A 25,621-nucleotide genomic window follows, 5' to 3' on the forward strand; every position below is an offset into this window, starting at 1 on the left:
GTGCCTTGGGTGCTGATGCCGATCAATCAAGGGCAAGCACTGTAGGGGGGGGCAGGGGAGCTTGCTCCGGCACCTATCGCGACCACTTGATGATCAGCCGGGCGAAAAACGCGCCGCTGACAATCACCGCGAACAGGCGCAGGGTCTGCATCGCCAGCACCAGGCCGACATCCGAATGGGTGTCCACCGCGATGATCGCCATGGCGTCCAGGCCACCGGGGCTGGTGGCCAGGTAGACCGAGAGAAAGTCCTTGCCCATCCACAGGGCCAGCCCCCAGGCAGAGAGGGCACAGAGGGCGATCAGCAGCAGGGCGCCGCCGATCATCGCCGGCAGGTGGCCGAACACATAGCTCAGGGTCGGGCGGTCGAAGCGCAGGCCGATATAGCCGCCGATGGCGCCGTAGGCGCAGGCCAGCAGCCAGGACGGCAGGCTGATCTGCAACAGCCCGCTGACCTGCAGCGCGCCGCCCAGCAGCAGCGGCACCAGCAGGGCCCCGGCAGGCACCCGCGAACCCAGGAGCACACCGCAGACGATCGCCACGATGCTCAGGCCAACATTCGGCAGGCTCATGCCGTGCAGGGCCATCTGGCTGGCGTGGGCCTCGCTGCCGCTGGCCGGAGCGCCAATCCAGTGGCTGACGAGGGCCCCGACCATCACCACGCACACCACCCGCACGTATTGCATGGTGGCCACCACCCGTGAGTCGGCGCCGAACTCGTCGGCCATCGACACCATGGCCGAGGCCGCACCGGGCGCCGTGCCCCAGGCCGCGGTGCTGGCGGCAATCGCGCCGAAGCGCACCAGCACCAGGCCCACCAGGGCGCTGAGGCTGACGGTGAGCAGGGTGGCCACCAGCATCACGTGCCAGGACTGGAGCATGGCCGTGAGCACGGCGAGGGTCATGGAGTGGGCGGCGAGCATGCCCACCGAGCCCTGGCCCAGGCGAAACGCCAGGCGCGGCACGCGGATGCTGGCACCGCACACGCCAAACAGGATCGCCGTGAGCATCGGCCCGAGAAACTGCCCGGCGGGAATCTCCAGGTACTTGAGCAACTGGCCGCTGATGCCGGCCAGCAACAGCCAGGCCGGCCATTGCAGCGCCTGGGGCCAGGTATTCAGGGATAGACGAAGCGATGGCGACAAGGGACGACTCTCCAAGACGCTGGCCACTCCTGTTGCGGGAGCGGTAAAACCTGCGCCGGAGCAAATTATTGATAGCGCGATTGATCAAGTCCAGTTTCTAATTGTGATCAACTCATAACTATTGTTGATCGATCATGGACCTGCGCGACCTGACCTATTTCGACACCATCGCCGAGCTCGGCCACCTGGGCCGGGCGGCGCAGAAGCTCAATCGCAGCCAGCCGGCGCTGACCAAGAGCATCCAGCGCCTGGAGGAGTCCTTCGGCACCAAGCTGTTCGAGCGTGAAGGCCGCGGCATCAAGCTCACCGCCGTGGGTGAGTTGCTGCAGCGGCGCAGCCGGCAACTGCAGCAGAACATCGCCGAGACCCACCGCGAGGTGCGGGACTTCGCCAGCGGCGTGCTCGGCAATATCCGCCTGGGCTGTGCCGCCAGCATGGCCGAACACCTGCTGCCGCAGATGACCGCCACCTTGCTGGAGCGGGCCCCGGACATCACCTTGAACCTGGTGATCGGCCAGGACGACCTGTTGCGCGAGTCCCTGCGCTCCGGGCGCCTGGACATGGTCATCTGCCCGATGTTCGAAGGCGACCCGCACCTGAGCCACCACACCCTGTTCGAAGACCGGGCGGTGGTGGTGGCCAGCCGCGACCACCCGATATTCGCCACGCCCATGCGCCTGCGCGACTTGTGCGCCTACCGCTGGGTGCTGCCGGGCACCCGGGTGTCGGCGCGACGCTGGATCGACAACGTGTTCCAGAGCCATGAACTGCCGCTGCCCTCGGTGCAGATAGAGACCAACACCATCTCCCTGTTGCCGCGGCTGATCGCCAAGACCGGGCTGCTGAGTTTTCTGGCCCGGGAAACCCTGGACGACTTCAAGGGCATCGCCCACCTGCGGGAAGTGCCCCTGGCGCAAACCTGCATGCGCCGCAGCATCGTGGTGCTGGTACGCGCCGAAGGCTACCTGTCGCCCGCAGCCCAGGCCCTGCTGGATCTGCTCAAGAGCGATGGGCGGCAATTCTTCACGGCGGGTGACGCCCTGTGAGCCAGGGCGGCGCAGGGCCTGGGGTCATTCGCCGCGGATGTACTGCTCCAGCTGGCGGATCAGGTCGGCCTGTTCGGCGATTGCTTCCTTGACCAGGTCGCCGATGGACAGCAGGCCCAGCAACTGGCCGTTTTCCACCACCGGCAGGTGGCGCAGGTGGCTGTCGGTCATGATGTTCATGCAGGTGTCCACGCTCTGGTGCGAATCCACGGTGATTACCGGCGAGCTCATGATCGCGCTGACCGGGGTGCCCACCGAGGAGCGCCCGTGGAGCACCAGCTTGCGCGCGTAGTCGCGCTCGCTGATGACCCCGACCACCACGCCATTCTCCAGCACCGGCAAGGCGCCGACGTTTTTCTCGGCCATCACCATCAGCGCCTCCAGGACCATCTGGTGCGGGGCGATGGTGTGCACTTGCTGGTTGTGCTTGGCCTTGAGTTTCAGCAGTTCTGCGACGCTCTTCATGGGGCGCTCCGGTTGTTCTACGTGGGGCGGCGATGCGCCGCCCTGAGGGGTTTCTAAAGAATCGTAGAGACTCGGCCAACCAGCAAGGCTGAAAACGGCAGATAAACGGCGAAAAACGTCACCCCGAGGATTTTTTTTCACCACGGCCCCGATAAAGGGGCCGTTGCCTTCAGTTGAAGCGGTGCAGAGAAAAACTGCTCAGGTCGATTTCGCTGCAGCCGTCCACGTGCTGCTGGGCCAGGGCTTCGCCAATCGCCGCCGAATGCTTGAAGCCATGGCCGGAACAGGCGCTGACCACGGTGACATTGGCCAGGCGCGGGTGGCGGTCGATGATGAACCCCGAATCCGGGGTCACGGTGTAGGCACAGACGCTGGCCTTCACCAACTCGGGGGCCAGCCCGGCGATATGGGGGGCGATCAGCTTGTGGAACAGGCGCTGGGCGTCGGCGCTGCTGGGCTGGCGGTCGAGGCTGTCCGGCTGGCTGCTGGCGCTGTACTGCTCGGTGGCGATCTTCACGCTGCCTTCGCCGGGAATCGGCGGGAAGCCGTAGCAGGCGTCCACGTCATCGGCGCTGTGGAGAATGAAGCTCGGGGAGCGGGCCGGGTAGCGCTCGGGCTCATCCAGGCGGAACCAGTACAGCTGCTGGCGGCACACCTGCAACAGCGAATCGAAGGGCGCCCCCAGCAACTGCGCCGACCACATGCCGGCGCTGACGATGACCTGTCGGGCAAACAGCCGCGAGCCGTCGCTGATGATGTGCACCCCGTCATCCTGGGCGTCCAGCTCCAGCACTGTCTGGCCGGTGATCAGGGTTGCCCCCAGTTGCCGGGCCCGGGTCAGTTGGGCATCGATGCAGCGTTCCGGGCGGACAAAGCCGCCGCCGGGTTCGAAGTAGCCCCGGGCGCTGTCATCCAGCGGGGCGAACTGCGGGAAGCGCCGGCGGATCTCGGCGGCGTCCAGCTCCTGGTGCTCGATGCCATAGCGCCGGGCCAGCTCGATGCTGTTGTCGGTGAAGTCCCGGGCCCCTGCCGGGCGCTGCGGGTCGGTGCTGGCGGTCATCACCAGCACCCCGCATTGCTCGAACAACTGCACATCCAGCTCCGCCTCCAGTTCGCGCCAGATCTGCTGCGAGCGGATCGCCAGGGGCACATAGGCCGCCCCTTCGCCCACCGCCTGGCGGGTGATGCGGGTGTCGCCGTGGCTGGAACCCAGGTCGTGGGGCGGGGCGAAGCGGTCGATGCCCGCCACCCTTACCCCGCGCTTGGCCAGTTGATAGAGGGTGGCGGCGCCCATGGCGCCCAGGCCTACGACTACAACATCGAAATCCGGTGTGTGCACGGCAAGATCCTTGGGATAGAAGGCTCAGCAGTTATTGATAGTGGCCAGGGTCATGGGCGCGATGATCCGGTGGAACGGCGCCACCGGCAGCATGTACAGGCGCCCCAGGCGGTTGTGCGGGTGGACCACGGTGGACAGCACCACCGGGCGCCGGCCCTCGGCGTCCAGCGGCAGGCGGTTGAGCGACAGGTGCACGTCCAGGTGCTTGTCGCGGTCCACCACCAGCACCTCGTCGGGGCTCTGGGAAATCAGGGTGAAGATACCCACCCGGTCGCCGGGCTGGTAAGCCTCGTCGGGGCGCGACAGGTCGATGCGGGTCAGGCGCCCCAGGTCCTTGAGGCCGAACAGCTGCACCACGCGGTTGCGCAGGCCCATCAGGCGGTCGATCCAGGCTGGGGTCTGGCTCATCAGGCACAGCAGGTGACGCATGGCGCTGCGTTCGGGGTCCTCGGCCAGTGTGCGGCGGCAGTCGATGAAGGTGGCACCCGGGGCCAGGGCCGCGATGCTGGAGTCATGGGGCAACGGGCAAGGGTGTACGGCAGACTTCATCGGTGCAGCTCCCTGAAAGTTGGCGGCCTTGGCTTCATGCCGATCAGCCACGCCAGAAGCCGCAAAAAATACCACTTCCTGAGGCGAGGAACCTGCTGTTGTGTAGCGGCCAGTTGCCGCTGGGCAATGGCCGCGCCGGGATTCGGCTGTTATCAGCCCGAAGGGGGCCGGTGCGAGCAGGAACCCTCGGGACCCGCCGGGCTGCTCAGTCCTGGTCCGCGCTCCTGTGTTCCAGCCAGCCAATGCTCTGCTTGCCATAGCCGGTGCTGTCCAGCAGGCGCCGGGCATCGAACCATTGCTGGCCCTCGTGGTTCTGCCATTGCTCGCCCCAGCTGTTGAGCACCTTGAGCCCTTCCTGGCACTGGCCCTGGGGCGTACACAGACGGGCATGTGCGTAGGCCACCAGGCTGTGCCGGTACTGCTCGGGGCATTTTTTCTGCTTGGCGCCGCGATACAGGCAGACGTTGGCAATGATCACCGGGTTGTCGGCATTGATTGCCTGTTTCAGCGCCGGGTACAGGCCGGCGAAGTTGTTCTGCGCGGCCGTTTCCGGCAGGGCGCGGATCTGCAGCTTGTCCTGGAGTTCGAAGAGTGCCCGGCGGCTCAGGCGCCGGCATTCGGGGGGGATGATGATGGCCGAGAAAAAACCGCCGAAGTGCGGCTTGCCCAGGGCCTGGGCGATGCCCCGGGGATCGCGGGTGGTGGCGTAGATGGCCTGGAGTTCGGCCACCTGCGTCGCGCTGGCGACACACTCGGCACAGGGGGCCTTGAGCCGGTTCTGTTGATAGAAGTCCTCCAGCGCTTTGAGTACTGCGCGCTGGGCCTTGACGTCCTCGGCGCTGATGGCGCCGCTGGGCACGAACTTGTCCTTGAACAGTTTCTCTTCGGAAAAGCACGCCTGGGACACCACGGAGCCCACCATCAGGGCCGCGGTTTCCAGGGTGTAGAGCGGGTCACCGCCCTCGTCGATGTCCTCGTAGGAGGCGACGCTGTCTACCTCGCCCGTGGGTTTGCGGCCAAAGCGCGCCATGTCCAGGGGCGCCGCCAGCTGGTTCTTGTCGATGCGGGTGCAGTCTTCCTTGGCCGCCTGGCACTGGTAGTAGTTGAATACCGCCGCCGCGCTGTGGCTGAAGCACAGGCCCAGGCCCTGTTGCGAGGTCGCCAGCGGCATGTTGCCGATGGAGTGTTCGCTGCCCGGCGCCGGCTTGGCCGTAGAGGGCAGGGCCACCAGCGCCAGCACCGGTGGTGCGGCGCTGGCGTACAGCGGGAACAAGGCAGAAGCCAGCAAGAGCGCACGTAAGGTTGCATGCATGTCGAAGGACCTATGCCGGTCATTGAACGAAGTGGGAGGGGAGCCGTGTCGGCTGAATCTAGCCAAAGTAATGGCTGTCTGCCAGCTGTAGCCGCTGCCGAGCGTTAGCGAGGCTGCGAAAGGGGCCGCAGGACCCTCTGTTGCCGGGATCGCCTATGTCGCTCCAGCCATTCGCGCCTGCGCCAGCGGCTGCAGGGAACGCAAAAAAGGCGCCCGAAGGCGCCAAGGATTCACCCCAACCGAGGGAGCCGGGTGAAGCCGTTCGCAGGAGTGTCGCGGTGGTAAGGCGCGACGTGAACGGAAAAAGGCGAGCGGTGCCCGCCAGCGGCGGGCAGCTTGAGTCATTTGCCCAGCTTGATCCTGGTCCAGCCGCGGTTCATCACGCGCTGGATGGCGATCGGCTGGTCCGGTACTGCGTAGAGGGTGGCCAGTACGGCCTGGGGCGGGTAGGACGCCGGGTCGTTGCGGATCGCTTCGTCCACCAGCGGCGTGGCCGCCGCGTTGGCGTTGCTGTAGCCCAGGCTGTTGGTGACCTCGGCGATGATGTCCGCGCGCATCAGGAAATTCATGAACAGGTAGGCGTTGTCGACGTTGGTGGCGTCCTTGGGGATGGCCATCATGTCGTAGAAGCTGCCGGCGCCTTCCTTGGGAATGCTGAACGCGACCTTCTCCTTGTTGCCGGCCTCTTCGGCGCGGGAACGGGCCTGCAGCACGTCGCCGGAATAACCCACGGCCACGCAGATGTTGCCGTTGGCCAGGTCCGAGATGTACTTGGAGGAGTGGAAGTAGGTCACCGAAGGACGGATCTTCATGAACAGGGCTTCGGCTTCGAGGATCTGCGCCTTGTCCTTGCTGGTCACCGGGTAGCCCAGGTAGTGCAGGGCGGCGGGGAGCATCTCGGTGGGCGAGTCGAGGAAGCTGATGCCGCAGGCCTTGAGCTTCTCGGCGTTCTCCGGCTTGAACAGCAGGTCCCAGGAGTTGGTCGGGGCGTCGGCGCCCAGGGCCGCCTTGACCTTGTCCGGGTTGTAGCCAATGCCGATCGAACCCCACATGTAGGGAAAGGCATGGGCGTTGTCCGGGTCGCTGGCGGAGGCGTTTTTCAGCAGCACCGGGTTGAGGTTCTTCCAGTTGGGCAAGCGGGACTTGTCCAGTTCCTGGTAGACCCCGGCCTTGATCTGCTTGGCCAGGAAGCTGTTGGACGGCACCACGATGTCGTAGCCGGACTTGCCGGTGAGCAGGCGCGCTTCCAGGGTTTCGTTGCTGTCGAAGACGTCGTAGGTGACGTGGATGCCGGTCTCGGCCTCGAACTTCTTCAGGGTGTCCGGGGCGATGTAGTCCGACCAGTTGTAGACGCGCAGCACTTTGTCGTTGGCTTGAGCGCCGGTAACCATTGCGCCCATCAAGGACAGTGAGAGCAGAGTCCTGCCAAGCATTTTCATCACTACAACTCCATTTCTTATTGTGCAGATTGCTGCGTGTGCAACTCGAGGGTTCGGGGTGAGCCTTTTTCGCCAGCAAGCTGGCTCCTACAGGTTTGGGTTATCCGTAGGAGCCAGCTTGCTGGCGAAGAGGCGGTTAGGCCGTCGCAGGTGTTCGTACCGCAGGTTTTTTCGCTGCCGGTGGCTGCCAGGATTCGTTGGCGGTGAAGTCCATGGCCTCCTGGATCGCCCGCTTGCGGGCCGCTTCGGCGCGGCGGCCAAAGTACCAGACCAGGAAGGTCACCAGGGACACCGCCAGCAGGATCAGGCTGGCCACGGCGTTGATCTCCGGCTTGACCCCCAGGCGCACCGCCGAGAACACTTCCATCGGCAAGGTGGTGGAACCCGGGCCGGAGACGAAGCTGGCCAGTACCAGGTCATCCAGGGACAGGGCGAAGGACATCATGCCGCCGGCCGCCAGTGACGGCGCGATCATCGGGATGGTGATCAGGAAGAACACCTTGAACGGTCGCGCTCCCAGGTCCATGGCTGCTTCTTCGATGGACAGGTCCAGCTCCCGCAGGCGCGCGGAGACTACCACGGCTACATAGGCTGCGCAGAATGTGGTGTGGGCGATCCAGATGGTGACGATGCCGCGCTCCATGGGCCAGCCGATCAATTGCGCCATGGCCACGAACAGCAGCAGCAAGGACAGGCCGGTGATCACTTCCGGCATCACCAGCGGCGCGGTGACCAGGCCGCCGAACAGCGTGCGGCCCTTGAAGCGGGTGACCCGGGTCAGCACGAAGGCCGCCAGGGTGCCCAGGGCCACCGCGGCAATGGCGGTGTAGCAGGCGATCTCCAGGGAGCGCATTACCGAGCCCATCAGTTGCTGGTTGTCCAGCAGGCCGACGTACCACTTGATCGACCAGCCGCCCCACACTGTCACCAGCTTGGAGGCGTTGAACGAGTAGATCACCAGGATCAGCATCGGCAGGTAGATGAACAGCAGGCCCAGCACCAGCATCAGTTTGGAAAATTCGAAGCGTTTCATGCCCGTGCCTCCATCTCTTTGGCCTGGCTGCGGTTGAACAGCAAGATCGGGATAATCAGGATCGCCAGCATCACCACCGCCAGGGCGGAGGCCACCGGCCAGTCACGGTTGTTGAAGAACTCCTGCCATAGCACGCGGCCAATCATCAGGGTTTCCGGGCCGCCCAAGAGTTCCGGAATCACGAACTCACCCACCACCGGAATGAACACCAGCATGCAGCCGGCAATGATGCCGTTCTTGGCCAGGGGCACGGTGATTTTCCAGAAGTTGTTGAAGTTGCTCGAACCCAGGTCGGATGCGGCTTCCAGCAGGCTCTGGTCGTGCTTGACCAGGTTGGCGTACAGCGGCAGCACCATGAACGGCAGGTAGGCGTAGACCACACCGATGTACACCGCGGTGTTGGTGTTGAGGATTTCCAGCGGCTGGCTGATCAGCCCGGTCCACATCAGGAAGCTGTTGAGCAGGCCGTTGTTGCTGAGGATGCCCATCCAGGCGTAGACGCGGATCAGGATCGCGGTCCAGGTCGGCATCATGATCAGCAGCAGCAAGACGTTCTGCGCCTCCTTGCTGGCCTTGGAGATGGCATAGGCCATGGGGAAACCCACCACCAGGCACATCAGGGTGCTCAGCAGGGCCACCTTCAGCGAACCCAGGTAGGCCGAGAAATACAGCTCGTCGCCGGCCAGCATGGCGTAGTTGCCGAGGTTCAGCAGCAGCTGGAATTTCTGTTCGGCGTAGCTGTAGATCTCCGAGTAGGGCGGAATCGCCAGGGCCGCTTCCGAGAAGCTGATCTTCATCACCAGGAAGAACGGCAACATGAAGAACAGGAACAGCCAGAGGAAAGGAATGCCGATCACCAGCTTGCGACCGCTGGGCAGCATACGGAACAGCTTCTGATTGAAAGTGCTCATGGTCGATGTACTCATGCTCGCAGTACCACGCCGCTGTCGTCTTCCCACCAGACGTAGACTTCGTCATCCCAGGTTGGCCGCGAGCCGCGACGCTCGGCGTTGGCCATGAACGACTGGACAATCTTGCCGCCAGGCAGCTCGACGTAGAACACCGAGTGACCGCCCAGGTAGGCGATGTCGTGCACCTTGCCCTTGGACCAGTTGTAGCGGGCATCGGGCTTGAGGGTGGTGACCAGCATCTTTTCCGGGCGGATGGCGTAGGTCACCGACTTGTCCTGCACCGAGGTGCTGACCCCGTGGCCGACGTAGATCTGCTGCTCGAGGTCCGCGCAGTCGATGATGGCGTAGCCTTCCAGGTCTTCGGTAACGGTGCCATCGAAGGCGTTGACGTTGCCGATGAATTCGCACACCAGGCGGCTCACCGGCGCTTCGTAGATGTCCACCGGGCTGCCGGTCTGGGCGATCCAGCCCAGGTGCATGATGGCGATGCGCTGGGCCATGGTCATGGCTTCTTCCTGGTCGTGGGTCACCATCACGCAGGTCACGCCTACGCGCTCGATGATCTCAACCAGTTCCAGCTGCATCTGCGAGCGCAGCTTCTTGTCCAGGGCGCCCATGGGCTCGTCCAGCAAGAGCAGCTTGGGGCGCTTGGCCAGGGAGCGGGCCAGGGCCACGCGCTGGCGCTGGCCACCGGAGAGCTGGTGCGGCTTGCGCTTGGCGTACTGGGTCATGTGCACCAGCTTGAGCATTTCCTCGACCCGGGCGTCGATCTCGTTGGCCGGCAGGCGGTCCTGCTTGAGGCCGAAGGCGATGTTCTGGGCCACGGTCATGTGGGGGAACAGGGCGTAGGACTGGAACATCATGTTGATCGGCCGCTCGTAGGGCGGCATGTCGGTGATGTCCACGCCATCCAGCAGGATGCGGCCTTCGGTGGGGCGTTCGAAGCCGGCGAGCATGCGCAGCAGGGTGGATTTGCCGGAGCCGGAACCGCCCAGCAGGGCAAAGATCTCGCCTTGGTGGATCTCCAGGGACACATCGTCCACGGCCACGGTTTCATCGAACTTCTTGGTCACGCGGTCGATCTTGACCAGGACCTTCTGCGGGCTCGGAGTGCCTTCGAGGGCCTTGCGGTAAGTGCTGGAGGCGTTTGCCATGTGAAACTCCCAACAGGTGTCAGCAGCCCGATCAATTCGGCCGGGCCTAAAGGTTGATTGCCAGCCCGCAGTGAGTGCGGGCTGATTCGGCGCTGCCTCCCTGGCGGCCTGACGCTATTTGTTGTTGTGGTCTTGCCGTGTGTTGCTCACGCTGGACGACGGGCGCGCACAGGCGCGCTCGCCGCGGGGCAGGGCGTGATGAATCGTCTGGGTTGTGGCCGCGGCCGGTGGTTCAGCGCCGTTGTGCGGCCCGTTGCCGGCAGGCGTCGCCAAAGGCCTGGAAGATCCGCAGGTAGGCCGGGTTCGACAGCACCTGCCATTCCGGGTGCCACTGCACGCCGAAGGCGAAGGCCTTGCTGTGTTCCACCGACAGCGCCTCGATCAGGCCGTCCGGGGCCACGGCCTCGACCCGCAGGCCGGGGGCCAGGCGGTCGACGCCCTGGCTGTGGATCGAGTTGACCCGGATCTCGCCGCCCAGGCCCATGGCCTCGAACACACCGCCGGGCTGGATCGCCACCGGGTGCGCCGGGGCGTACTGCACTTCGATGCGCGGATCGTCGGCTTCGCGGTGGTCCATGTAGCCCGGCAGTTCATGCACCTTCTGGTGCAGGCTGCCGCCGAAGGCCACGTTCATTTCCTGGAAACCGCGGCAGATGCCGAGCACCGGCACGCCGGCGGCAATCGCCGCGCGCAGCAGGGGCAGGGTGGTGGCATCGCGCTGCGGGTCGTGGGCGGTGCCCGGCTCGCTGGGAGTGCCTTGGTAATGGAAGGGTTCGACATTGGATGGCGAGCCGGTAAACAGCAGCCCATCCACTTGCCGCAGCAGATCGTCGATGTCGATCAGATCCGCCAGGGAAGGAATGATCAGGGGCAGGCCCTCGGCCGCGACGCTGACAGCACGCAAGTACTTGTCGCCGCTGACGTGGTAGGGGTGCAGGCCGATCTCTTTGACGCACGCAGTAACGCCGATCAATGGCTTGAATGCCATTTTTATCACCTCGAAATTCACGCTGGAACGAGTTTTTCCAGAGCTTATCCTCGTTGATTTTAATTAACAACTTCCATGTAAAAAATTCTAAACATTATCTGCTTGAAACCCGCAGGCGGCGCGGATTGCGCGGCGTATCGACCTTTAGTGAGGCAAAATAATTGACGAATGGTGGCTGCTGTTGGCTATTGACTCCGGTTTTTCTTTCGGGTTGACTGCTGGCGTGTCACAGCAGTGAACATAATAATTAACACAATAGGTGCATCATGTCGGTCCCCCCGCGTGCCATTCAACTCAATGAAGCCAATGCCTTCCTGAAAAAACACCCCGAGGTTCTCTACGTCGATCTGCTGATTGCAGACATGAACGGTGTGGTGCGCGGCAAGCGCATCGAGCGCACCGCGCTGCACAAGGTCTATGAGAAGGGCATCAACCTGCCCGCCTCGCTGTTTGCCCTGGATATCAACGGTTCCACGGTGGAAAGCACCGGCCTGGGCCTGGACATCGGTGATGCCGACCGCATCTGCTACCCGATCCCCGGCACCCTGAGCGTCGAGCCCTGGCAGAAGCGCCCCACCGCGCAACTGCTGATGACCATGCACGAGATCGAAGGCCAGCCGTTCTTCGCCGACCCCCGCGAAGTGCTGCGCCAGGTGGTGAGCAAGTTCGATGAGATGGGCCTGACCATCTGCGCGGCCTTTGAACTGGAGTTCTACCTGATCGACCAGGACAACGTGAACGGCCGTCCGCAGTCGCCCCGTTCGCCGATCTCCGGCAAGCGTCCGCATTCCACCCAGGTCTACCTGATCGACGACCTCGACGAGTACGTCGACTGCCTGCAAGACATCCTCGAAGGCGCGAAAGAGCAGGGCATTCCGGCCGACGCCATCGTCAAGGAAAGCGCCCCGGCGCAGTTCGAAGTCAACCTGCACCACGTCAGCGACCCGATCAAGGCCTGTGACTACGCAGTACTGCTCAAGCGCCTGGTAAAGAACATCGCCTACGACCATGAAATGGACACCACCTTCATGGCCAAGCCCTACCCGGGCCAGGCGGGCAACGGCCTGCATGTGCACATCTCGATCCTCGACAAACAGGGCAACAACATCTTCGCCAGCGAAGACCCAGAGACCAACGAAGCCCTGCGCCATGCCATCGGCGGCGTGCTCGACACCCTGCCGCAGCAGATGGCCTTCCTGTGCCCCAACGTCAACTCCTATCGCCGTTTCGGTGCGCAGTTCTACGTGCCGAACTCGCCGACCTGGGGCATCGACAACCGCACCGTGGCCGTGCGCGTACCCACCGGTTCTGCCGATGCGGTGCGCATCGAGCACCGGGTGGCTGGCGCCGACGCCAACCCTTACCTGCTGATGGCTTCGGTGCTGGCGGGCATTCACCACGGCCTGACCAACAAGATCGACCCGGGCGCGCCGGTTGAAGGCAACTCCTACGAGCAGAACGAACAAAGCCTGCCCACCAACCTGCGGGACGCCCTGCGCGTACTGGACGACAGCGAAGTGATGGCCAAGTACATCGACCCGATGTACATCGACGTGTTCGTGGCCTGTAAGGAAAGCGAGTTGGCGGAGTTCGAAAACTCCATCTCCGACCTGGAATACAACTGGTACCTGCACACGGTCTGATGACCGTGTCACTTCCTGCGTTGAGTATTTGCCATGACTAAATCCCGCAGCGACTGGGAGCAGCACTTCCAGTCCCTCAGCCTTGAAGGCCGTGCCTTTATCGACGGCCAGTACTGCGCCGCCGCCAGCGGTGCCACCTTTGAATGCCTGAGCCCGGTGGACGGGCGCTTTCTGGCCAACGTCGCCAGCACCGATCAGGTCGATGCCGATCGTGCAGTAGCCGTGGCGCGCCAGGCGTTCAACAGTGGCGTCTGGTCGGGCAAGGCCCCGGCCGAGCGCAAGCGCATTCTGCTTCGCTTCGCCGAACTGATCCTTGCGCACCAGGAAGAACTGGCGCTCCTGGAAACCCTGGACATGGGCAAGCCGATTGGCGACTCCATGGCCATCGACATTCCGGCCACGGCCAACGCCATCCGCTGGAACGCCGAAGCCATCGACAAGCTCTACGACGAAGTGGCGGCCACGCCCCACGACCAGCTGGGCCTGGTGACCCGGGAACCGGCGGGCGTGGTGGCGGCCATCGTGCCGTGGAACTTTCCGCTGATCATGGCCAGTTGGAAGTTCGCTCCGGCCCTGGCAATGGGCAACTCGTTCATTCTCAAACCGTCGGAGAAGTCGCCGCTGACCGCGATCCGCATCGCCCAGCTGGCCCTGGACGCCGGTATCCCCCAGGGCGTGTTCAACGTCCTGCCGGGTTACGGCCACACCGTCGGCAAGGCCCTGGCCCTGCACATGGACGTGGACGTGCTGGCCTTCACCGGCTCCACCGCCGTGGGCAAGCAATTGTTGGTGTATTCCGGCGAAAGCAACATGAAGCGGGTGTGGCTGGAAGCCGGTGGCAAGAGCCCCAACGTGGTGTTTGCCGATGCCCCGGACCTGCGCGAAGCCGCAGAAGCGGCAGCTGCGGCCATTGCCTTCAACCAGGGCGAAGTCTGCACCGCCGGTTCGCGCCTGCTGGTGCAACGCTCGATCCGCGAGCAGTTCATCCCGCTGCTGGTGGAGGCCCTCAAGGGGTGGCAGCCGGGCCACGCCCTCGACCCCGAAACCCGGGTCGGCGCCGTGGTGGACCAGCGCCAACTGGACAACGTGCTGCGCTATATCGAGATCGGCAAGGAGCAGGGCGGCCAACTGCTGGCCGGCGGTGTCCGCACCCTGGAAAGCACAGGCGGCCTGTATGTCGAGCCGACTGTTTTCGATGGGGTGACCAACGCCATGACCATCGCCCGGGAAGAAATCTTCGGACCGGTGTTGTCGCTCATCAGCTTCGATACGGAAGAAGAGGCGCTGCAGATTGCCAACGACAGCATCTTCGGCCTGGCGGCCGGGGTCTGGACCAGCAACCTCAGCCGCGCCCATCGCTTCGCCCGTGGCCTGCGGGCCGGCAGCGTATGGGTCAACCAGTACGACGGCGGCGACATGACCGCGCCGTTCGGCGGCTTCAAACAGTCCGGCAACGGCCGCGACAAATCGTTGCACGCCTTCGACAAATACACCGAGCTCAAAGCGACCTGGATCAAGCTCTAACTCTTATAACAACAGCGGCGGCGGGCCTGGGCCCGTACCCGCTGGGGAATTTCTCATGCAAACCTACGTGAACAGCTACTACGCGGCGACCCGCAACCAGACCACCGACTACCCGCAACTCGAAGAGAGTGTGGAGTGCGACGTCTGCGTGATCGGCGCCGGCTACACCGGCCTGTCCTCGGCCTTGTTCCTGGCGGAAGCCGGTTACAGCGTCACCGTGCTGGAAGCGGCCAAGGTCGGCTTCGGCGCCAGCGGACGCAACGGCGGGCAATTGGTCAATTCCTATAGCCGCGACGTCGACGTGATCGAAGAACGCTACGGCGAAAAAAGCGCCGAAGTGCTCGGCAGCATGATCTTCGAAGGCGCCGACATCATCCGTCAGCGCATCCAGCACTACGACATTCAGTGCGATTACCGCCCCGGTGGCATTTTCGCCGCCCTGAACAACAAGCAGCTCAAGGGCCTGGCGGAACAGAAACGCAACTGGGAACGCCTGGGCAACCACAACCTGAAGATGCTCGACAAGGCGCAGATCGACCGCGAAGTCGGGACCAAGAACTACATCGGCGGCCTGCTGGACATGCAGGGCGGTCACATCCATCCGCTGAACCTGGCCCTGGGCGAAGCCAGCGCCATCATCGGCCTGGGCGGCAAGATCTTCGAACAGTCGGCGGCGGTGGAAATCACCTACGGCGAACCCAACGTGGTGCGCACCGCCAAGGGCGTGGTGCGCGCCAAATACCTGCTGATCGCCGGCAACGCCTACCTGCAGCAAGACCTCGACCCCCGCGTCATCCGCAAGAGCATGCCCTGCGGTTCACAGATCGTGGTCACCGAACAGTTGCCGGAACAACTGGCCCGCAGCCTGATCAGCAACAACTACTGCGTGGAAGACTGCAACTACCTGCTGGACTACTTCCGCCTCACTGGCGACAACCGCCTGCTGTACGGCGGTGGCGTGGTCTACGGCGCCCGGGAACCGGACGACATCGAGCAACTGATCCGGCCGAAGATCCTCAAGACCTTCCCCCAGCTCAAGGACGTGAAGATCGACTACCGCTGGACCGGCAATTTCCTGCTGACCATGTCGCGCATGCCGCAATTCGGCCGTATCGAAAAGAACGCCTACTACATGCAGGGCTACAGCGGCCACGGCGTCACCTGTTCGCACCTGGCGGGCAAGCTGATTGCCGAAATGATCCGCGGCGACGCCGAGCGCTTCAACGCCTTCGCCTCCCTGCCACACATGCCGATGATCGGCGGCCGCACCTTCCAGGCCCCACTGACCGCCCTGGGCGCCGCGTACTACGCCTTGCGCGACCGCTTCGGCATCTGACGCCACCTCGCTCCTACAGCCCCCACTCCTGTAGGAGCGAGCTTGCTCGCGAAGCTCCGGCCCTTGACCCGCCCCGGAAAAAGCCTCGCAAAGCCCCGGAAAACCGACACTCCATCACCCAGCCTTCACGCCCATCGCCAGTCTTTACAGCTTGCCTGTCAAACATGTTTAAATAGCCGCCTTTTCAGGCTCCAGGGGCAGCCAAATCGCGAAGTTCGCGACCCAACCGCCGCAAAAATACCCTTAAGTTTCTCTCACATAAGGCTGTTATGGACACGGGCACCCGACTCAAACTCGTTCGCGAAAGCTACAAACTCTCCCAGCGCGAGCTGGCCCGGCGTAGCGGCGTCACCAATGCCACCATTTCCCTGATCGAACAGAACCGCGTCAGCCCCTCCGTCAGCTCCCTGAAAAAGCTGCTGGAAGGCATCCCCATGTCCCTGGCCGACTTCTTCACCTTCGACCAGCCACCCCGGGAGCACCAATACGTGTTCCGCGCCAACGAACAGCCGGACCTGGGCCGCGACGGCCTGCGCCTGTTGATGATCGGCGCCCCGGTGGCCAACCGGCAGATGCGCTTTCTGCGCGAGCAGTACGCCCCCGGCGCCAGCTCCGGCGAAGAAGCCATCGTGCACAGCGAAGGCGAAGAGTGCGGCCTGGTAACCCGCGGCACCGTGGAATTGACCGTGGACGGGCAAGTCAGCGTGCTCAACCCGGGGGATGGCTATTACTTCCCCACCACCTTGCCCCACAGCTTTCGCAACATTGGCCAGGATGAGGCGGAAATCATCAGCGCCAACACCCCGGCGAACTTCTAAGTGGCTGGGTGACTGATCCGGCTCGACCTGTTGCAACCCTATCCAGCCTGCGCCTTGTGTCGCGGGCTTTGTTTTTTAGACCGGCCCACGCCCCGGAGACTGCCGTAACCACGCTTGCGGACAGGGTCTGGAGCGGGCGTCGGGCAAACAAGGACGACAAATGATCAAGGACAGACGACAAGCATTCCTCAGCGCCGCACGCCTGGAGAACTTCTTCAGCAACTACCAGCACAGCGTGGAATTCTTTGCCGAACACACCTTTGAGTCCGACTCCGAAGCACAGGAAAAGTCCCTCAGGGCCCGGCATTTCCAGAAGTGGATCTTCAAGGAAATCCTCATCCGCTACACCGCCGGCCACAGCATCGACCTGCTGATTCCCCTGCTGGAAACCCTGGTGGACAGTTACGAACACCTGCAAAAACAACTGGCCGAATACAACCAGATTCCGAACATCACCCCCTTGGCGATCGACGATTGGCTCGACCAGTACCAAGAGTGCGTCCAGGTGTTCAGCCTGTGCATCCTGCTGCACCGCAGCGACCTGCTCCAACGCTTCGTGGCCCTGATCGACCCGGCGGGCTACGCCGGGGACGACACCCTCTACGAGGACCTGCTGTGCAAACTGCTGCCCGATCGATATGACGTGGACCGTTGGTACCACGATGTCTACACACCGCTGATACAGGCCATCTACGCCGACGACCCGGCCGAAGCCAGCGACCTTCTGCAGCAGTACTGTGACGACTGGTACCCCGAGTTCGAACAGGCACCCTGGCACGACAGCCACCTGCAAGGGGACGAAGGCAGCTATTGCGGGTATTGGGCGTTCGAGGCAGCCGCCATCGCCTTTCTGTATGGCATTGATGACAGCGGGGTCGAGCACAGGGTCTATCCCAAGGATCTGGTGGCCTATGCGAGGAACCTTCGGCCGAGCCACCCGAAACGTATAGCGCCGGTGGCTGCAGGGCAGTCCTGCAGCAAGGCCGGATATTGGTTTACCCCGGCGCAGCCGGAGTCGCGGCGCTGCTTTGCGCAGGGGGAAGTGATGCCGGAGTTTGAGGGGGGAGCGGTTTGGTATTGGGTGGCGCAGGGGTAGGGGTGGGCTGCCATTCGTTGTAGCGTTTTCCAACCCTTGTTTCTGGTCGAATGCAGAAGGGGCTGCTATCGACTCAACGGCATCGTCCTTGAGTGCCAGTTTTCGGTCAGCATTGGACTGCCCCTCGTCCGACGTACATGAGGTGCTTGATGGATAGCCGCTATTGCTTTTCTCATACCAGGGCAGCCCAAGACTTGCACAGGGCGCGTTTGCTGGTGGGTAAGCGGCTGAACGCGCTGATGCATGACCAGTACTATTTCAACGGGGAAAGGAGTCTGGGAGATGTCGGCTCTATTGAATGGCATTTCGGCGGGCAAGAGGTGATATCCATGTACCTCTTGAGTGATGGTGAGAGTGTTGGGGCTGACATATACCCCATCAACACGCCCGTTTCCTTCGAGATAGAGCCTGACGTGACCTGCGCCTGGAAGAGGGAAAACCTCCTTGCAGCGTTATCAGCGTCCCACCTCGAAGGCGAGAAAGTTCTCGAGGTCAAGGGCATTCTCGATGCCCTCAATGGCCAGGCATCTCGGCTAGTCGGATTTAGGATCGAGTTTGAGTCCGGGGACTTCCTGATTTTTCTTAACCAGGGCGACGATGCCGCCATGCTGGTCAATACGCTCCCGCCAGCATGCGTCGAAATTGAAACCAGCTTCGTGACCTTCATTCAATGAAAGCTATGGGGTGAAAAGCTTTCTTGTGGTGGGCTGTTTTCGGCCAGAGGGAGACTTTGCGTGCGTCCGTGTTCAGCAAAGGTATTGGCGGTATGAGCCTCGTTGACAGCACCCTGAACACAACCTTTTCAAACGCGTCGTTTTCAGGTGGAACCATTAGTGTCACTTTGATAGCTTCCATGCCCGTAGTTCGCCCCTCAAACAGGCAAGTTTTTCGAGAAGGAATAATGGGCCCACAATACGAACAAAAGACGCTATCGCCATTGGCGAACCTTATCGTTGATCGCGCGATTGAGAACACCAATCGAAAGCTGATCGCCGGTTTTCGCAACAAGAAGAACTCCCGTCCGAACGCCAAGACAGTAGACCCTTTGCAGGTCGGTAAGGACACCCTTGCCGCCACGTCGGCGAAAAGTGCGATGGATGTTGCCAATCGGGGGGTAGCGTGGAAGGAGATTCTGCTCAAAAGCTTGTCAGCGGGAATCGGTTCACTTGCTACCTTGCAGTTCGATGGAGAGTTTGACCTCAGCGCTGCCGACACCTCCAACACCAGCCAACTGCCCGAGAAGCCAGGTGTTTATGTGGTGTATGACACAAGCGGCAAGCTGGTCTATATCGGTGATAGCACTAACATGCGACAGCGTTGGCAGGACGGACACCTGAACGACCATCGCAATGGCAACAAAAAAGGAGAATCGTACAAGCTTTCCGAGCAACTGGAAGCGGGATGCAAGGTGAAATTCGTGACCATGGACTCGGCCGAAACAGCTGCTGCCTTGGAAGCACACCTCATCAAGACCGAAAACCCGCCCATCAACAAGCGCCAGGAGCTGCATCAGGAACAAGGCACTCGCAGCAACATCGAAGCCAAAAAGCTCAAAGATACTTTGGGTAATGCCACTGACGTTGCTCTGGGTGCTGGCAAAGAAGCGCTGAAAAATTCAGGCTGGCAGTTGCTGGAACAACTGACTTCAGCCGCGATATTGGCCGTTAAAGACGAACTGGTCGACGTGTTCATGGGGGGCGCTGCTCGCCTGAAACAGCGCGTGGAGCGCTTCCTCAAAAAGATCTGGGCGGTGATTGAAAAAATCATCGAGGCGCCTCTGAAACTACTCAATGGCATCGTCGAATTCATCGTCAATGCCTTGTCCAAGGCGGTCCGCCAAGTCTACAACCTCGCTCGCAACCTTTTCGACCTCGCTCACGGCGCCTGGCAATTGTACAAAGGCGCGCAATCGATGAGCCGGGAAGAGTTGATCCAGAAGGTCGTCGAGACAGTAGTAGTCAGTGGCACGCTGGTGCTCTGGGACGGCCTAGAACCAGTGATCGAGTCGCAATTAATTCCGCTTACCGGGGTGGCAGCCCCCTATATATCCTGCGTGTTGTCGGCCATCGGTTTCGGGCTGTGCAGTTATCACTTGCAGAACCTCGTGCCCCCTATCGTTGCCTACTTGGTGGATTTCAAGACAGGGTGGGGCGATTCGCTGGAAGCCAAACGAGAGGCAGCGTTGCAGCTTATTACGGTGCAGGAAAACGAATGGCTGATGGCCGAAGGGCTGATCGAATATACGCGTTCAGTAGAAGCGCTGGCCACGGACGCAATAGACCACCGCAAACGGCTGGCTCGACACACCAGTGTGCGTGCAATCGATTTTTCGGCACTTTTGCCGACCAAACGTATTTCGCAGGAGTCCTGACGTGTTCAATTTTCTGGGTGGCAGAGTCGTACTTACCGTGTCGCCGGCCGATGAAGTAGCCCTTCAACCGGCACAGCAGTTGCTTCCGACGCCGCGCTCCGAAGAGAACCAGCTGAAAGACTTCCATGAAGGCCTGCAAAAGCTCAACGTTGCAATACAGCGTGGCTCGAAAATCAGAGCGCAATTGAACGACTTTCAGAACCAAGGCAGTTGGGACTCTTTCTGGGGTAGCTTGTCGGGCAGGAATGACAAAGACCTGGCCAAATTACTGACCGAATTTGGGGCGAGCCTTGAGGTGACGCAGAGCGTGGTGCAACTGGTCACTCAGGTGCATACCGTGAACAACAATGTACTGCGCGGTTTCAATGATGCCCTTGTGCGTGAGATCGAACGCCTGCAAGCGGATACACAGACCCTGGAAGGAAACCAAAACGGGGCGTTGGTGGTGCTCTATGAGTTCAAGCATCAGATCGACGAACTGTTAGCGCTGGCAGACGGGTATGAGTACTGCAGGCATGCATTGAACCAATTGGCCATCGCGCAGAACAACCATGAGACGGAGTTGCAGGCATTGAGTCTGGCCTGCTTGAACGGCACCCGGATGCAGGAACAACTCAACGCAGCGTCCTCGCATCAGTTAGCCCAGCAGGGGGAGGTTCAGCGGGCCCAGCAGAAGCAGGTCGAGCGAGTGACCAAGCTGCTCGGCAGTGAAATCCAGGCGAGGGAACGCCTGTCGACCTCTACGACGGCGTCATTTAAAGAGGTGAGCGACGCCAGCGAGACGCTAGCCCAGCGTCTGGAACGTGTCGAGTCGAAGATGGGCGAACTACTGGAAAACCAGCAACAAACTCAGGCTCGAATCGAGCAGCTAGAGGCGCAGTTGTTGACCAAACCGGGCTGGCTCCGGCAGCAGGCTGTGGCCCTTGTCGCGGTGGTGTTTTCAGGCGCAGCGCTCGCATCGATGCTTGCCTTTTGAGGCAAGCGCGTAAGGAATATCGATCTCGACGACTCTTACTGTCTGAATCGTTCCTGGTCTCGCTGATACCTCCAAGCCGCCGTTTTTTGGCGGTTAGTGGGGTCTGCATTGGGTCGATAGTTGCCGTTCGAGAATGGCAGCCCTCGGCCAGAAGCGGTCATAAACTAAAAGCGGCACACGATGCGCGCGCCGCAATGCCGAATCCACGGCGCCGAACGAACGGCAGGCCTCGATATGGCTATAGCCTTGATCCGTACTAGGGCCGAGGCCTCTCGCTTGAGCTCGGCAGAAAACGTAAGTCGTTGCTTGCTCATCGGACACCTCTCTAAGGGCGAGGATATTCGTCTAAGTTGATGTCTGGGATCAAGACCCACTACAGTGTGACCGGAGTCAAATATACGCGACACTCCGGCCGCCGTATGGCATAGCGAATAGGTAAACGCGCACTCGGGCGTCTAGCAATGTGTGTCAGGCCACTCGCTTCGAGTAGATATCCATCCAGTCCGCAAGTGATCGCATATCGGTTTCGAGTTGAACAAGTTCTGGGGGGACTGCTGGGAGATCGTCTGCCTGAGAATGCTCATACACAGAGTATCGTGTCATCAAATCGTCGATCAGATCACAATCTGCCTGAGTGATGTTGCTTAGCTGCCTCAGTAGCCCTTTGGTCATCACTTCCCTGCGGAATCGCAGCACGACGCTGTTCAGCATCACCACCTCAACAGTGCGCTCCACGATGATTCGGAAGTCACTGCAAATACTCTTGGCCATGAGGTCGTAGCTTTCGGCATCGCCTTCTGCCTGGTGCCTCTTGAGTCGGGCTAAGCTCTCATTTAGGAGCTTGTTGATGGCCGGCTTTGGTTTCGAGTCTCGAGGACTTTGTCCAGTCAGAATGCCGGATGTTTTGTCGAGACGCCGAAGCGTCTGAACGTCAAAGGTTATGTCTGGGATATTTGGATGTTCCTTCACTTTCTTCACTGCAGATTCCAGGAGTGTCACCAGCGACAGCCTGTGGGTGAAGATGATGACCTGGCGGGTCTGTGCTAAATCTACGAGTCGCGCGACAACCCGCTCCTCAAAATCTTGATCGAGTGAGGAAATCGGGTCGTCGAAAATAAACGGGGCTACTTGATTTGAGCCAGTAATATCAGCCAGGAATGCAGCCAAGGCCACAATTCTTGTCTCACCCTCACTGAGAATTTGTTCTGGCGGACGGGCTCCTTTCGCGCCGACAAGCGTCAGTCCGAATGTTGTCCTGCCTTTACCGACTGTTTTGCTTTGAGGGGCTACAGGCAACCTCGAGCCCCCTAGTAGCTTGAGTTCGGCGGCGAAGCGAGTTTGATATCCGGCCTCCACTTCGGATTTCGCCAGCTCGTTGTTCTTGATCGTAAGCGCGTTGGTTGCAGTAAGTCGGATGGCTTTCCCATACTGGTCAACGGCCAACAACCTGTCACGTTCGGTCAGGATTGCTGGTTTGTTTTGCGACAGCCACTGCAGGGCTTTCAGCTTACGGAGTTGCGCCTCCATCTGCTGTCGTTTTCCGTCTTGAGAGAGCTCGGTTAGCGACTTTTCTTCGCCGCCTAATTGCTCGGTTAAATCTGTCAGTGCCTGATCTACCGGTGACCATTCGAATACGGCAACATTTTCGATTTGTTCAGCTGTCTCGAGATCAGAACGTCTTTTCACCAAGGTTTTATGCAGATCGATGGCCTGCTGTTGATCCAGTTTGATCAGTGCCATGTGAGCTAACCAGTCCTGTTCTTTCGGCGATTGGGGTAGGGCACGAACAAAGCCCTGATGTTTGTCTTCTGCTTGTTTTGCGCCTAGCTCCAAACCTTCGGTGACAAACTGCTCAAAGTGGCTCAAACGATGGCTAGCATCCTCATTGAGCTCTTGCTGGCAAAGCACACACCTTGCTTGCTCACCCACAACAGGAAATGGTTGACCGGGGTAAGCATTATTTTGAGAGAACAATCGAGCCTGAGCCCATAACTGCTGCCACACCGCCTCGCCGACTCCTTCGAGTGGGGTTTCGGTGAAAAGTTGTTGAGCAAATTTCTGAGCGGCTTGCCGCTTTTGCTTGGCATCAGCGTTGGCACTTACGATGATCTGTGCTGTTTCGTTGGAGAGCTTGTCCTTGAGCTGGCTCATAGCCAGCCGAACTGTTTCCACTCCCTGCTTTTCTTTCGTGATGGAGGCCAGTCGGCCCGCCACGTCCTTCTGGGCCAGCGCACCTTCTATGATGATCCGCTCAGCGTCCTGCTCGGGAGAGTACGTACAGAGTTTGTCGATAGCAGCAGTAGTCGTTGCAGGCTTAATACCTGCAAGCCACTTACGTTCCTCAGTGACTTCTAAGTCCGCTGGGAATTGTGGCAATGCACTTAGCAATGCATTCTTCGATGCGGTGAGGTGCTGATTAACCTTGTCTGACACGGCGATCAATGAGGCCACGAATTTCATTTGGCTTGGCTCGTAGCTAGCCTCGTTTTTGCCCATGTATTGGGAAGCCGTTCTCGAGTCAAATATCTGGGCGTGACGAAGTAAAGGATCTGCCCCCTGGGCAAGCGTCCATTCAATTACTCCTTTCTTTTCTCCTGCCGAGACTTGGAAATTAGCCCTGCAGGCCTCAGGTTCTTCAATGAAGACGTTAGGGTGAATTTCGTCCTTCGATCTTGAGCCACATGCCTGTTTCAGCAGGCGTGCATATCCGCTTTTTCCTGAACCATTTTGACCGTAGAACACTGTGATGTTGCTTGGACCAATGGGTAGTGCTGCGCCTGATTTGATCGCATTCAACCCGTGGACTTCTGAGATCCCGTCTATGCGGATGGTAGGACGGCTCGCAGCAAGTGCCAACGAGCCTGCCGATACGGTGCCGAAGCCTAGATCTTCTTCCTTCTTCGATTCGACCATGCAAAGCCGGGCAAGCTCCGTGATCTGGTCGTCTGTAGGGGGCTTCTTGGTCTCGATTAAATTCTTGGCGGCTGTCTGTAACCACCGGCTTCTTTCGCCGAGCCAAATTTCAAAATCGTCGGCAACGGGAGCGTCTAGCCCATTCAAATCTGGAACACCCATTGAGACATCTCCTTGAAAAGACTGCTGACGACCGAGTATAGGCCAGTAGTGGCAAATTGCTTTTGGTGCGGCTCGACCAGGTAAGCGTCCCTCCTTAATAGTTAGAAAAAGTACAGATTTGGTATTGGCTGGAGCGACCGTTTTTGACCTAAAACGGTCGCTTGTGAGAGGCTGCTTCCGGGCGAAGGCAACCTGTCACAAGCTGATCACCGTGTGTTTTTGAAACGATTCTGGCTGTGAATGCAACCGGTCGATGCAACTTGCCAGCGATGGCTGCGATCTGCTGCGCGCCTTGGGTGAGAGAACCATGGGGCAGGCTGATCCTGCGTACACCCCGGTTGAGTTCTGAAGATACGAAAAAGGCGCCGCAATGCGTCGCCTTTTTACTGGAGGGGCAGGCCGTTGCTGAAGTCTCAACGACCTACCACCAGTCCGTAACCAAATCCCAGATGCTACTGACCACATAGGCCGCGCCTACTGCGACGGCTGCTGTTGCCACCGCCGGGGCAAGTGCTGTGCCTCCGACGATACCGACTGTGCTCAGCCCCACAGCCGTCATGCTGGAAACTCCACCCGTAGCCGCGAAACCTGCAACGGTGCTGACTGCACCCTTGGCCACGGCCTGTCCAGCCAATGATCGGGCCACGTGATTGGCTGCGGTCTTGGTTGCCTGGCCGGCCAGTATTTTGCCTGCGGCCGAGGTCCCCGCTTTAGTGAGTAGAACCTTGGTCGTTTGTTCGGCCGTTTGCTTTGCCACTTGGCGCATCAGCAGGTGGGTTACGAGGTTGCTACTCAGGCGTTCGGTCGCGGCGTTGATCTGTTCGCTGGAGTGCCGGTCGGTGGCGCACCAGGTGGCGAAGTGTTCGCAATTGTTGAACAGAAGATTGTATTCATCCTCGCCCAGCCTGGAGCGCGCCCGACGACAGATTTCGGGCCCGCGGAAGTAGACCTTTTTGTAGGTCTTGATTCGCGCTTTCTTGTTTTGCAGGAAGGCTTCAAGAGAGGTCGACTCGATACATCCCTTATGAAGACCCGAGCCCATACCGGAATAGTGGATCACGCGATTTCTGCCGACAAAAATCCCGTGGTGGGTATAGAGACCTCGACCAACAATAAGATGAGTTCCAGTGGGGTAAATGTCCAATCAGGCTCCAGTGATGTGCTTTTGAAGGCGGCACTCGCAAGCGTTCCGGTGATATCGAGGGGCTTGATCCGTGTCGCAATCTTCATGCAGGCATTTCCAGCTGTTCATGGGCGTATCGCCAAGATTGTCGCCCCGAGCATAGGTTGCATCATAAACATCGGGCCCCAGTGGTTGCCATCAAAATGCCGCTATTTACGTTGCGTCTTTTCGCGGGCTGGGCGCTTCGGGTATCACTGCGGTATGTGCGCTCGAAAGCAC

At 60.8% G+C, this 25,621-nt stretch carries 21 protein-coding genes and 1 pseudogene; 9 read left to right on the forward strand and 13 right to left on the reverse strand.

Annotated elements, in window-relative coordinates:
• Positions 1–73: 73 nt before the first annotated feature.
• Complete coding sequence (locus PFLCHA0_RS11965) at positions 74–1,144, reverse strand: AbrB family transcriptional regulator (RefSeq protein ID WP_041752151.1); 1,071 nt, start codon at positions 1,142–1,144, stop codon at positions 74–76.
• 134 nt (positions 1,145–1,278) lie between these two features.
• Here PFLCHA0_RS11965 and PFLCHA0_RS11970 point away from each other — a divergent pair, with 134 nt between their 5' ends.
• Entirely contained in the window at positions 1,279–2,190 is a 912-nt protein-coding gene (locus PFLCHA0_RS11970; RefSeq protein WP_011060629.1) for a LysR family transcriptional regulator, read from the forward strand.
• A gap of 24 nt (positions 2,191–2,214) precedes the next feature.
• Here the strand turns inward: PFLCHA0_RS11970 and PFLCHA0_RS11975 are convergent, their stop codons facing one another.
• The 9 genes from PFLCHA0_RS11975 to PFLCHA0_RS12015 form a co-directional block, all read right to left on the reverse strand.
• Positions 2,215–2,655 (reverse strand): CBS domain-containing protein, encoded by a 441-nt coding sequence (locus tag PFLCHA0_RS11975; protein WP_011060630.1) that lies wholly within the window; start codon positions 2,653–2,655, stop codon positions 2,215–2,217.
• 169 nt (positions 2,656–2,824) lie between these two features.
• The gene (solA, locus tag PFLCHA0_RS11980) at positions 2,825–3,994 is read right to left on the reverse strand and encodes an N-methyl-L-tryptophan oxidase (RefSeq protein WP_015635111.1); all 1,170 of its coding nucleotides are present in this window, start codon (positions 3,992–3,994) and stop codon (positions 2,825–2,827) included.
• 24 nt (positions 3,995–4,018) lie between these two features.
• Positions 4,019–4,543, reverse strand: coding sequence for a DUF2867 domain-containing protein (locus PFLCHA0_RS11985; RefSeq protein ID WP_015635112.1), 525 nt, complete (start codon positions 4,541–4,543; stop codon positions 4,019–4,021).
• 205 nt (positions 4,544–4,748) lie between these two features.
• Entirely contained in the window at positions 4,749–5,855 is a 1,107-nt protein-coding gene (locus PFLCHA0_RS11990; RefSeq protein WP_015635113.1) for a hypothetical protein, read from the reverse strand.
• Positions 5,856–6,196: 341 nt separating this feature from the next.
• Complete coding sequence (locus PFLCHA0_RS11995; RefSeq protein ID WP_015635115.1) at positions 6,197–7,294, reverse strand: polyamine ABC transporter substrate-binding protein; 1,098 nt, start codon at positions 7,292–7,294, stop codon at positions 6,197–6,199.
• A 136-nt stretch (positions 7,295–7,430) separates the two neighbouring features.
• Positions 7,431–8,327: an ABC transporter permease subunit gene (locus PFLCHA0_RS12000; protein ID WP_011060635.1), complete on the reverse strand. Its 897-nt coding sequence runs from the start codon at positions 8,325–8,327 to the stop codon at positions 7,431–7,433.
• Positions 8,324–9,205: an ABC transporter permease subunit gene (locus tag PFLCHA0_RS12005; RefSeq protein WP_162865010.1), complete on the reverse strand. Its 882-nt coding sequence runs from the start codon at positions 9,203–9,205 to the stop codon at positions 8,324–8,326. The genes PFLCHA0_RS12000 and PFLCHA0_RS12005 overlap by 4 nt, the downstream gene beginning before the upstream one ends.
• 44 nt (positions 9,206–9,249) lie before the next feature.
• On the reverse strand, positions 9,250–10,392 hold the full coding sequence (gene potA, locus PFLCHA0_RS12010) for a polyamine ABC transporter ATP-binding protein (RefSeq protein WP_015635116.1): 1,143 nt from the start codon (positions 10,390–10,392) through the stop codon (positions 9,250–9,252).
• A 232-nt stretch (positions 10,393–10,624) separates the two neighbouring features.
• Positions 10,625–11,380, reverse strand: a complete 756-nt coding sequence (locus tag PFLCHA0_RS12015; RefSeq protein WP_015635117.1) for a gamma-glutamyl-gamma-aminobutyrate hydrolase family protein — start codon at positions 11,378–11,380, stop codon at positions 10,625–10,627.
• A 266-nt stretch (positions 11,381–11,646) separates the two neighbouring features.
• Between PFLCHA0_RS12015 and PFLCHA0_RS12020 the strand changes: the two genes are divergently transcribed.
• From PFLCHA0_RS12020 to PFLCHA0_RS12055, 8 genes are all read left to right on the forward strand, one after another.
• Entirely contained in the window at positions 11,647–13,023 is a 1,377-nt protein-coding gene (locus PFLCHA0_RS12020; RefSeq protein ID WP_011060639.1) for a glutamine synthetase family protein, read from the forward strand.
• 33 nt (positions 13,024–13,056) lie between these two features.
• Positions 13,057–14,547, forward strand: a complete 1,491-nt coding sequence (locus PFLCHA0_RS12025; RefSeq protein WP_015635118.1) for an aldehyde dehydrogenase — start codon at positions 13,057–13,059, stop codon at positions 14,545–14,547.
• Between the two features lie 55 nt (positions 14,548–14,602).
• A complete protein-coding gene (locus PFLCHA0_RS12030; protein WP_015635119.1) occupies positions 14,603–15,883 on the forward strand; it encodes an NAD(P)/FAD-dependent oxidoreductase in 1,281 nt (426 codons plus the stop codon).
• A gap of 269 nt (positions 15,884–16,152) precedes the next feature.
• A complete protein-coding gene (locus PFLCHA0_RS12035; RefSeq protein ID WP_015635120.1) occupies positions 16,153–16,701 on the forward strand; it encodes a cupin domain-containing protein in 549 nt (182 codons plus the stop codon).
• A 160-nt stretch (positions 16,702–16,861) separates the two neighbouring features.
• On the forward strand, positions 16,862–17,797 hold the full coding sequence (locus tag PFLCHA0_RS12040) for a PoNe immunity protein domain-containing protein (protein WP_015635121.1): 936 nt from the start codon (positions 16,862–16,864) through the stop codon (positions 17,795–17,797).
• Positions 17,798–17,946: 149 nt separating this feature from the next.
• Positions 17,947–18,471 carry a hypothetical protein gene (locus tag PFLCHA0_RS12045; RefSeq protein WP_041752156.1) on the forward strand — a complete coding sequence of 175 codons (525 nt, stop codon included), beginning with the start codon at positions 17,947–17,949 and terminating at the stop codon, positions 18,469–18,471.
• Positions 18,472–18,563: 92 nt separating this feature from the next.
• Positions 18,564–20,168 carry a nucleotide excision repair endonuclease gene (locus PFLCHA0_RS12050; RefSeq protein ID WP_015635122.1) on the forward strand — a complete coding sequence of 535 codons (1,605 nt, stop codon included), beginning with the start codon at positions 18,564–18,566 and terminating at the stop codon, positions 20,166–20,168.
• 1 nt (position 20,169) lies between these two features.
• Entirely contained in the window at positions 20,170–21,144 is a 975-nt protein-coding gene (locus tag PFLCHA0_RS12055) for a hypothetical protein (RefSeq protein WP_015635123.1), read from the forward strand.
• Positions 21,145–21,330: 186 nt separating this feature from the next.
• Here PFLCHA0_RS12055 and PFLCHA0_RS31690 read toward each other — a convergent pair.
• From PFLCHA0_RS31690 to PFLCHA0_RS12065, 3 genes and pseudogenes are all read right to left on the reverse strand, one after another.
• Positions 21,331–21,458, reverse strand: a pseudogene (locus PFLCHA0_RS31690) (transposase); the annotation flags it as partial.
• 154 nt (positions 21,459–21,612) lie between these two features.
• Positions 21,613–24,219 carry an AAA family ATPase gene (locus PFLCHA0_RS12060; RefSeq protein WP_015635124.1) on the reverse strand — a complete coding sequence of 869 codons (2,607 nt, stop codon included), beginning with the start codon at positions 24,217–24,219 and terminating at the stop codon, positions 21,613–21,615.
• Positions 24,220–24,640: 421 nt separating this feature from the next.
• The gene (locus PFLCHA0_RS12065) at positions 24,641–25,363 is read right to left on the reverse strand and encodes a lecithin retinol acyltransferase family protein (RefSeq protein WP_197731929.1); all 723 of its coding nucleotides are present in this window, start codon (positions 25,361–25,363) and stop codon (positions 24,641–24,643) included.
• Positions 25,364–25,621 lie beyond the last annotated feature (258 nt).

The sequence above is a fragment of the Pseudomonas protegens CHA0 genome, from assembly GCF_000397205.1.
Taxonomy (GTDB): domain Bacteria; phylum Pseudomonadota; class Gammaproteobacteria; order Pseudomonadales; family Pseudomonadaceae; genus Aquipseudomonas; species Aquipseudomonas protegens.

Coding starts and splice junctions, on each gene's coding strand:
- PFLCHA0_RS11970 (WP_011060629.1), top strand. CDS start 1,279: ATGGACCTGCGCGACCTGACCTATTTCGACACCATCGCCGAGCTCGGC.
- PFLCHA0_RS11975 (WP_011060630.1), bottom strand. CDS start 2,655: ATGAAGAGCGTCGCAGAACTGCTGAAACTCAAGGCCAAGCACAACCAG.
- PFLCHA0_RS11985 (WP_015635112.1), bottom strand. CDS start 4,543: ATGAAGTCTGCCGTACACCCTTGCCCGTTGCCCCATGACTCCAGCATC.
- PFLCHA0_RS11990 (WP_015635113.1), bottom strand. CDS start 5,855: ATGCATGCAACCTTACGTGCGCTCTTGCTGGCTTCTGCCTTGTTCCCG.
- PFLCHA0_RS11995 (WP_015635115.1), bottom strand. CDS start 7,294: ATGAAAATGCTTGGCAGGACTCTGCTCTCACTGTCCTTGATGGGCGCA.
- PFLCHA0_RS12000 (WP_011060635.1), bottom strand. CDS start 8,327: ATGAAACGCTTCGAATTTTCCAAACTGATGCTGGTGCTGGGCCTGCTG.
- potA (WP_015635116.1), bottom strand. CDS start 10,392: ATGGCAAACGCCTCCAGCACTTACCGCAAGGCCCTCGAAGGCACTCCG.
- PFLCHA0_RS12015 (WP_015635117.1), bottom strand. CDS start 11,380: ATGGCATTCAAGCCATTGATCGGCGTTACTGCGTGCGTCAAAGAGATC.
- PFLCHA0_RS12020 (WP_011060639.1), top strand. CDS start 11,647: ATGTCGGTCCCCCCGCGTGCCATTCAACTCAATGAAGCCAATGCCTTC.
- PFLCHA0_RS12025 (WP_015635118.1), top strand. CDS start 13,057: ATGACTAAATCCCGCAGCGACTGGGAGCAGCACTTCCAGTCCCTCAGC.
- PFLCHA0_RS12030 (WP_015635119.1), top strand. CDS start 14,603: ATGCAAACCTACGTGAACAGCTACTACGCGGCGACCCGCAACCAGACC.
- PFLCHA0_RS12035 (WP_015635120.1), top strand. CDS start 16,153: ATGGACACGGGCACCCGACTCAAACTCGTTCGCGAAAGCTACAAACTC.
- PFLCHA0_RS12040 (WP_015635121.1), top strand. CDS start 16,862: ATGATCAAGGACAGACGACAAGCATTCCTCAGCGCCGCACGCCTGGAG.
- PFLCHA0_RS12045 (WP_041752156.1), top strand. CDS start 17,947: ATGGATAGCCGCTATTGCTTTTCTCATACCAGGGCAGCCCAAGACTTG.
- PFLCHA0_RS12050 (WP_015635122.1), top strand. CDS start 18,564: ATGAGCCTCGTTGACAGCACCCTGAACACAACCTTTTCAAACGCGTCG.
- PFLCHA0_RS12060 (WP_015635124.1), bottom strand. CDS start 24,219: ATGGGTGTTCCAGATTTGAATGGGCTAGACGCTCCCGTTGCCGACGAT.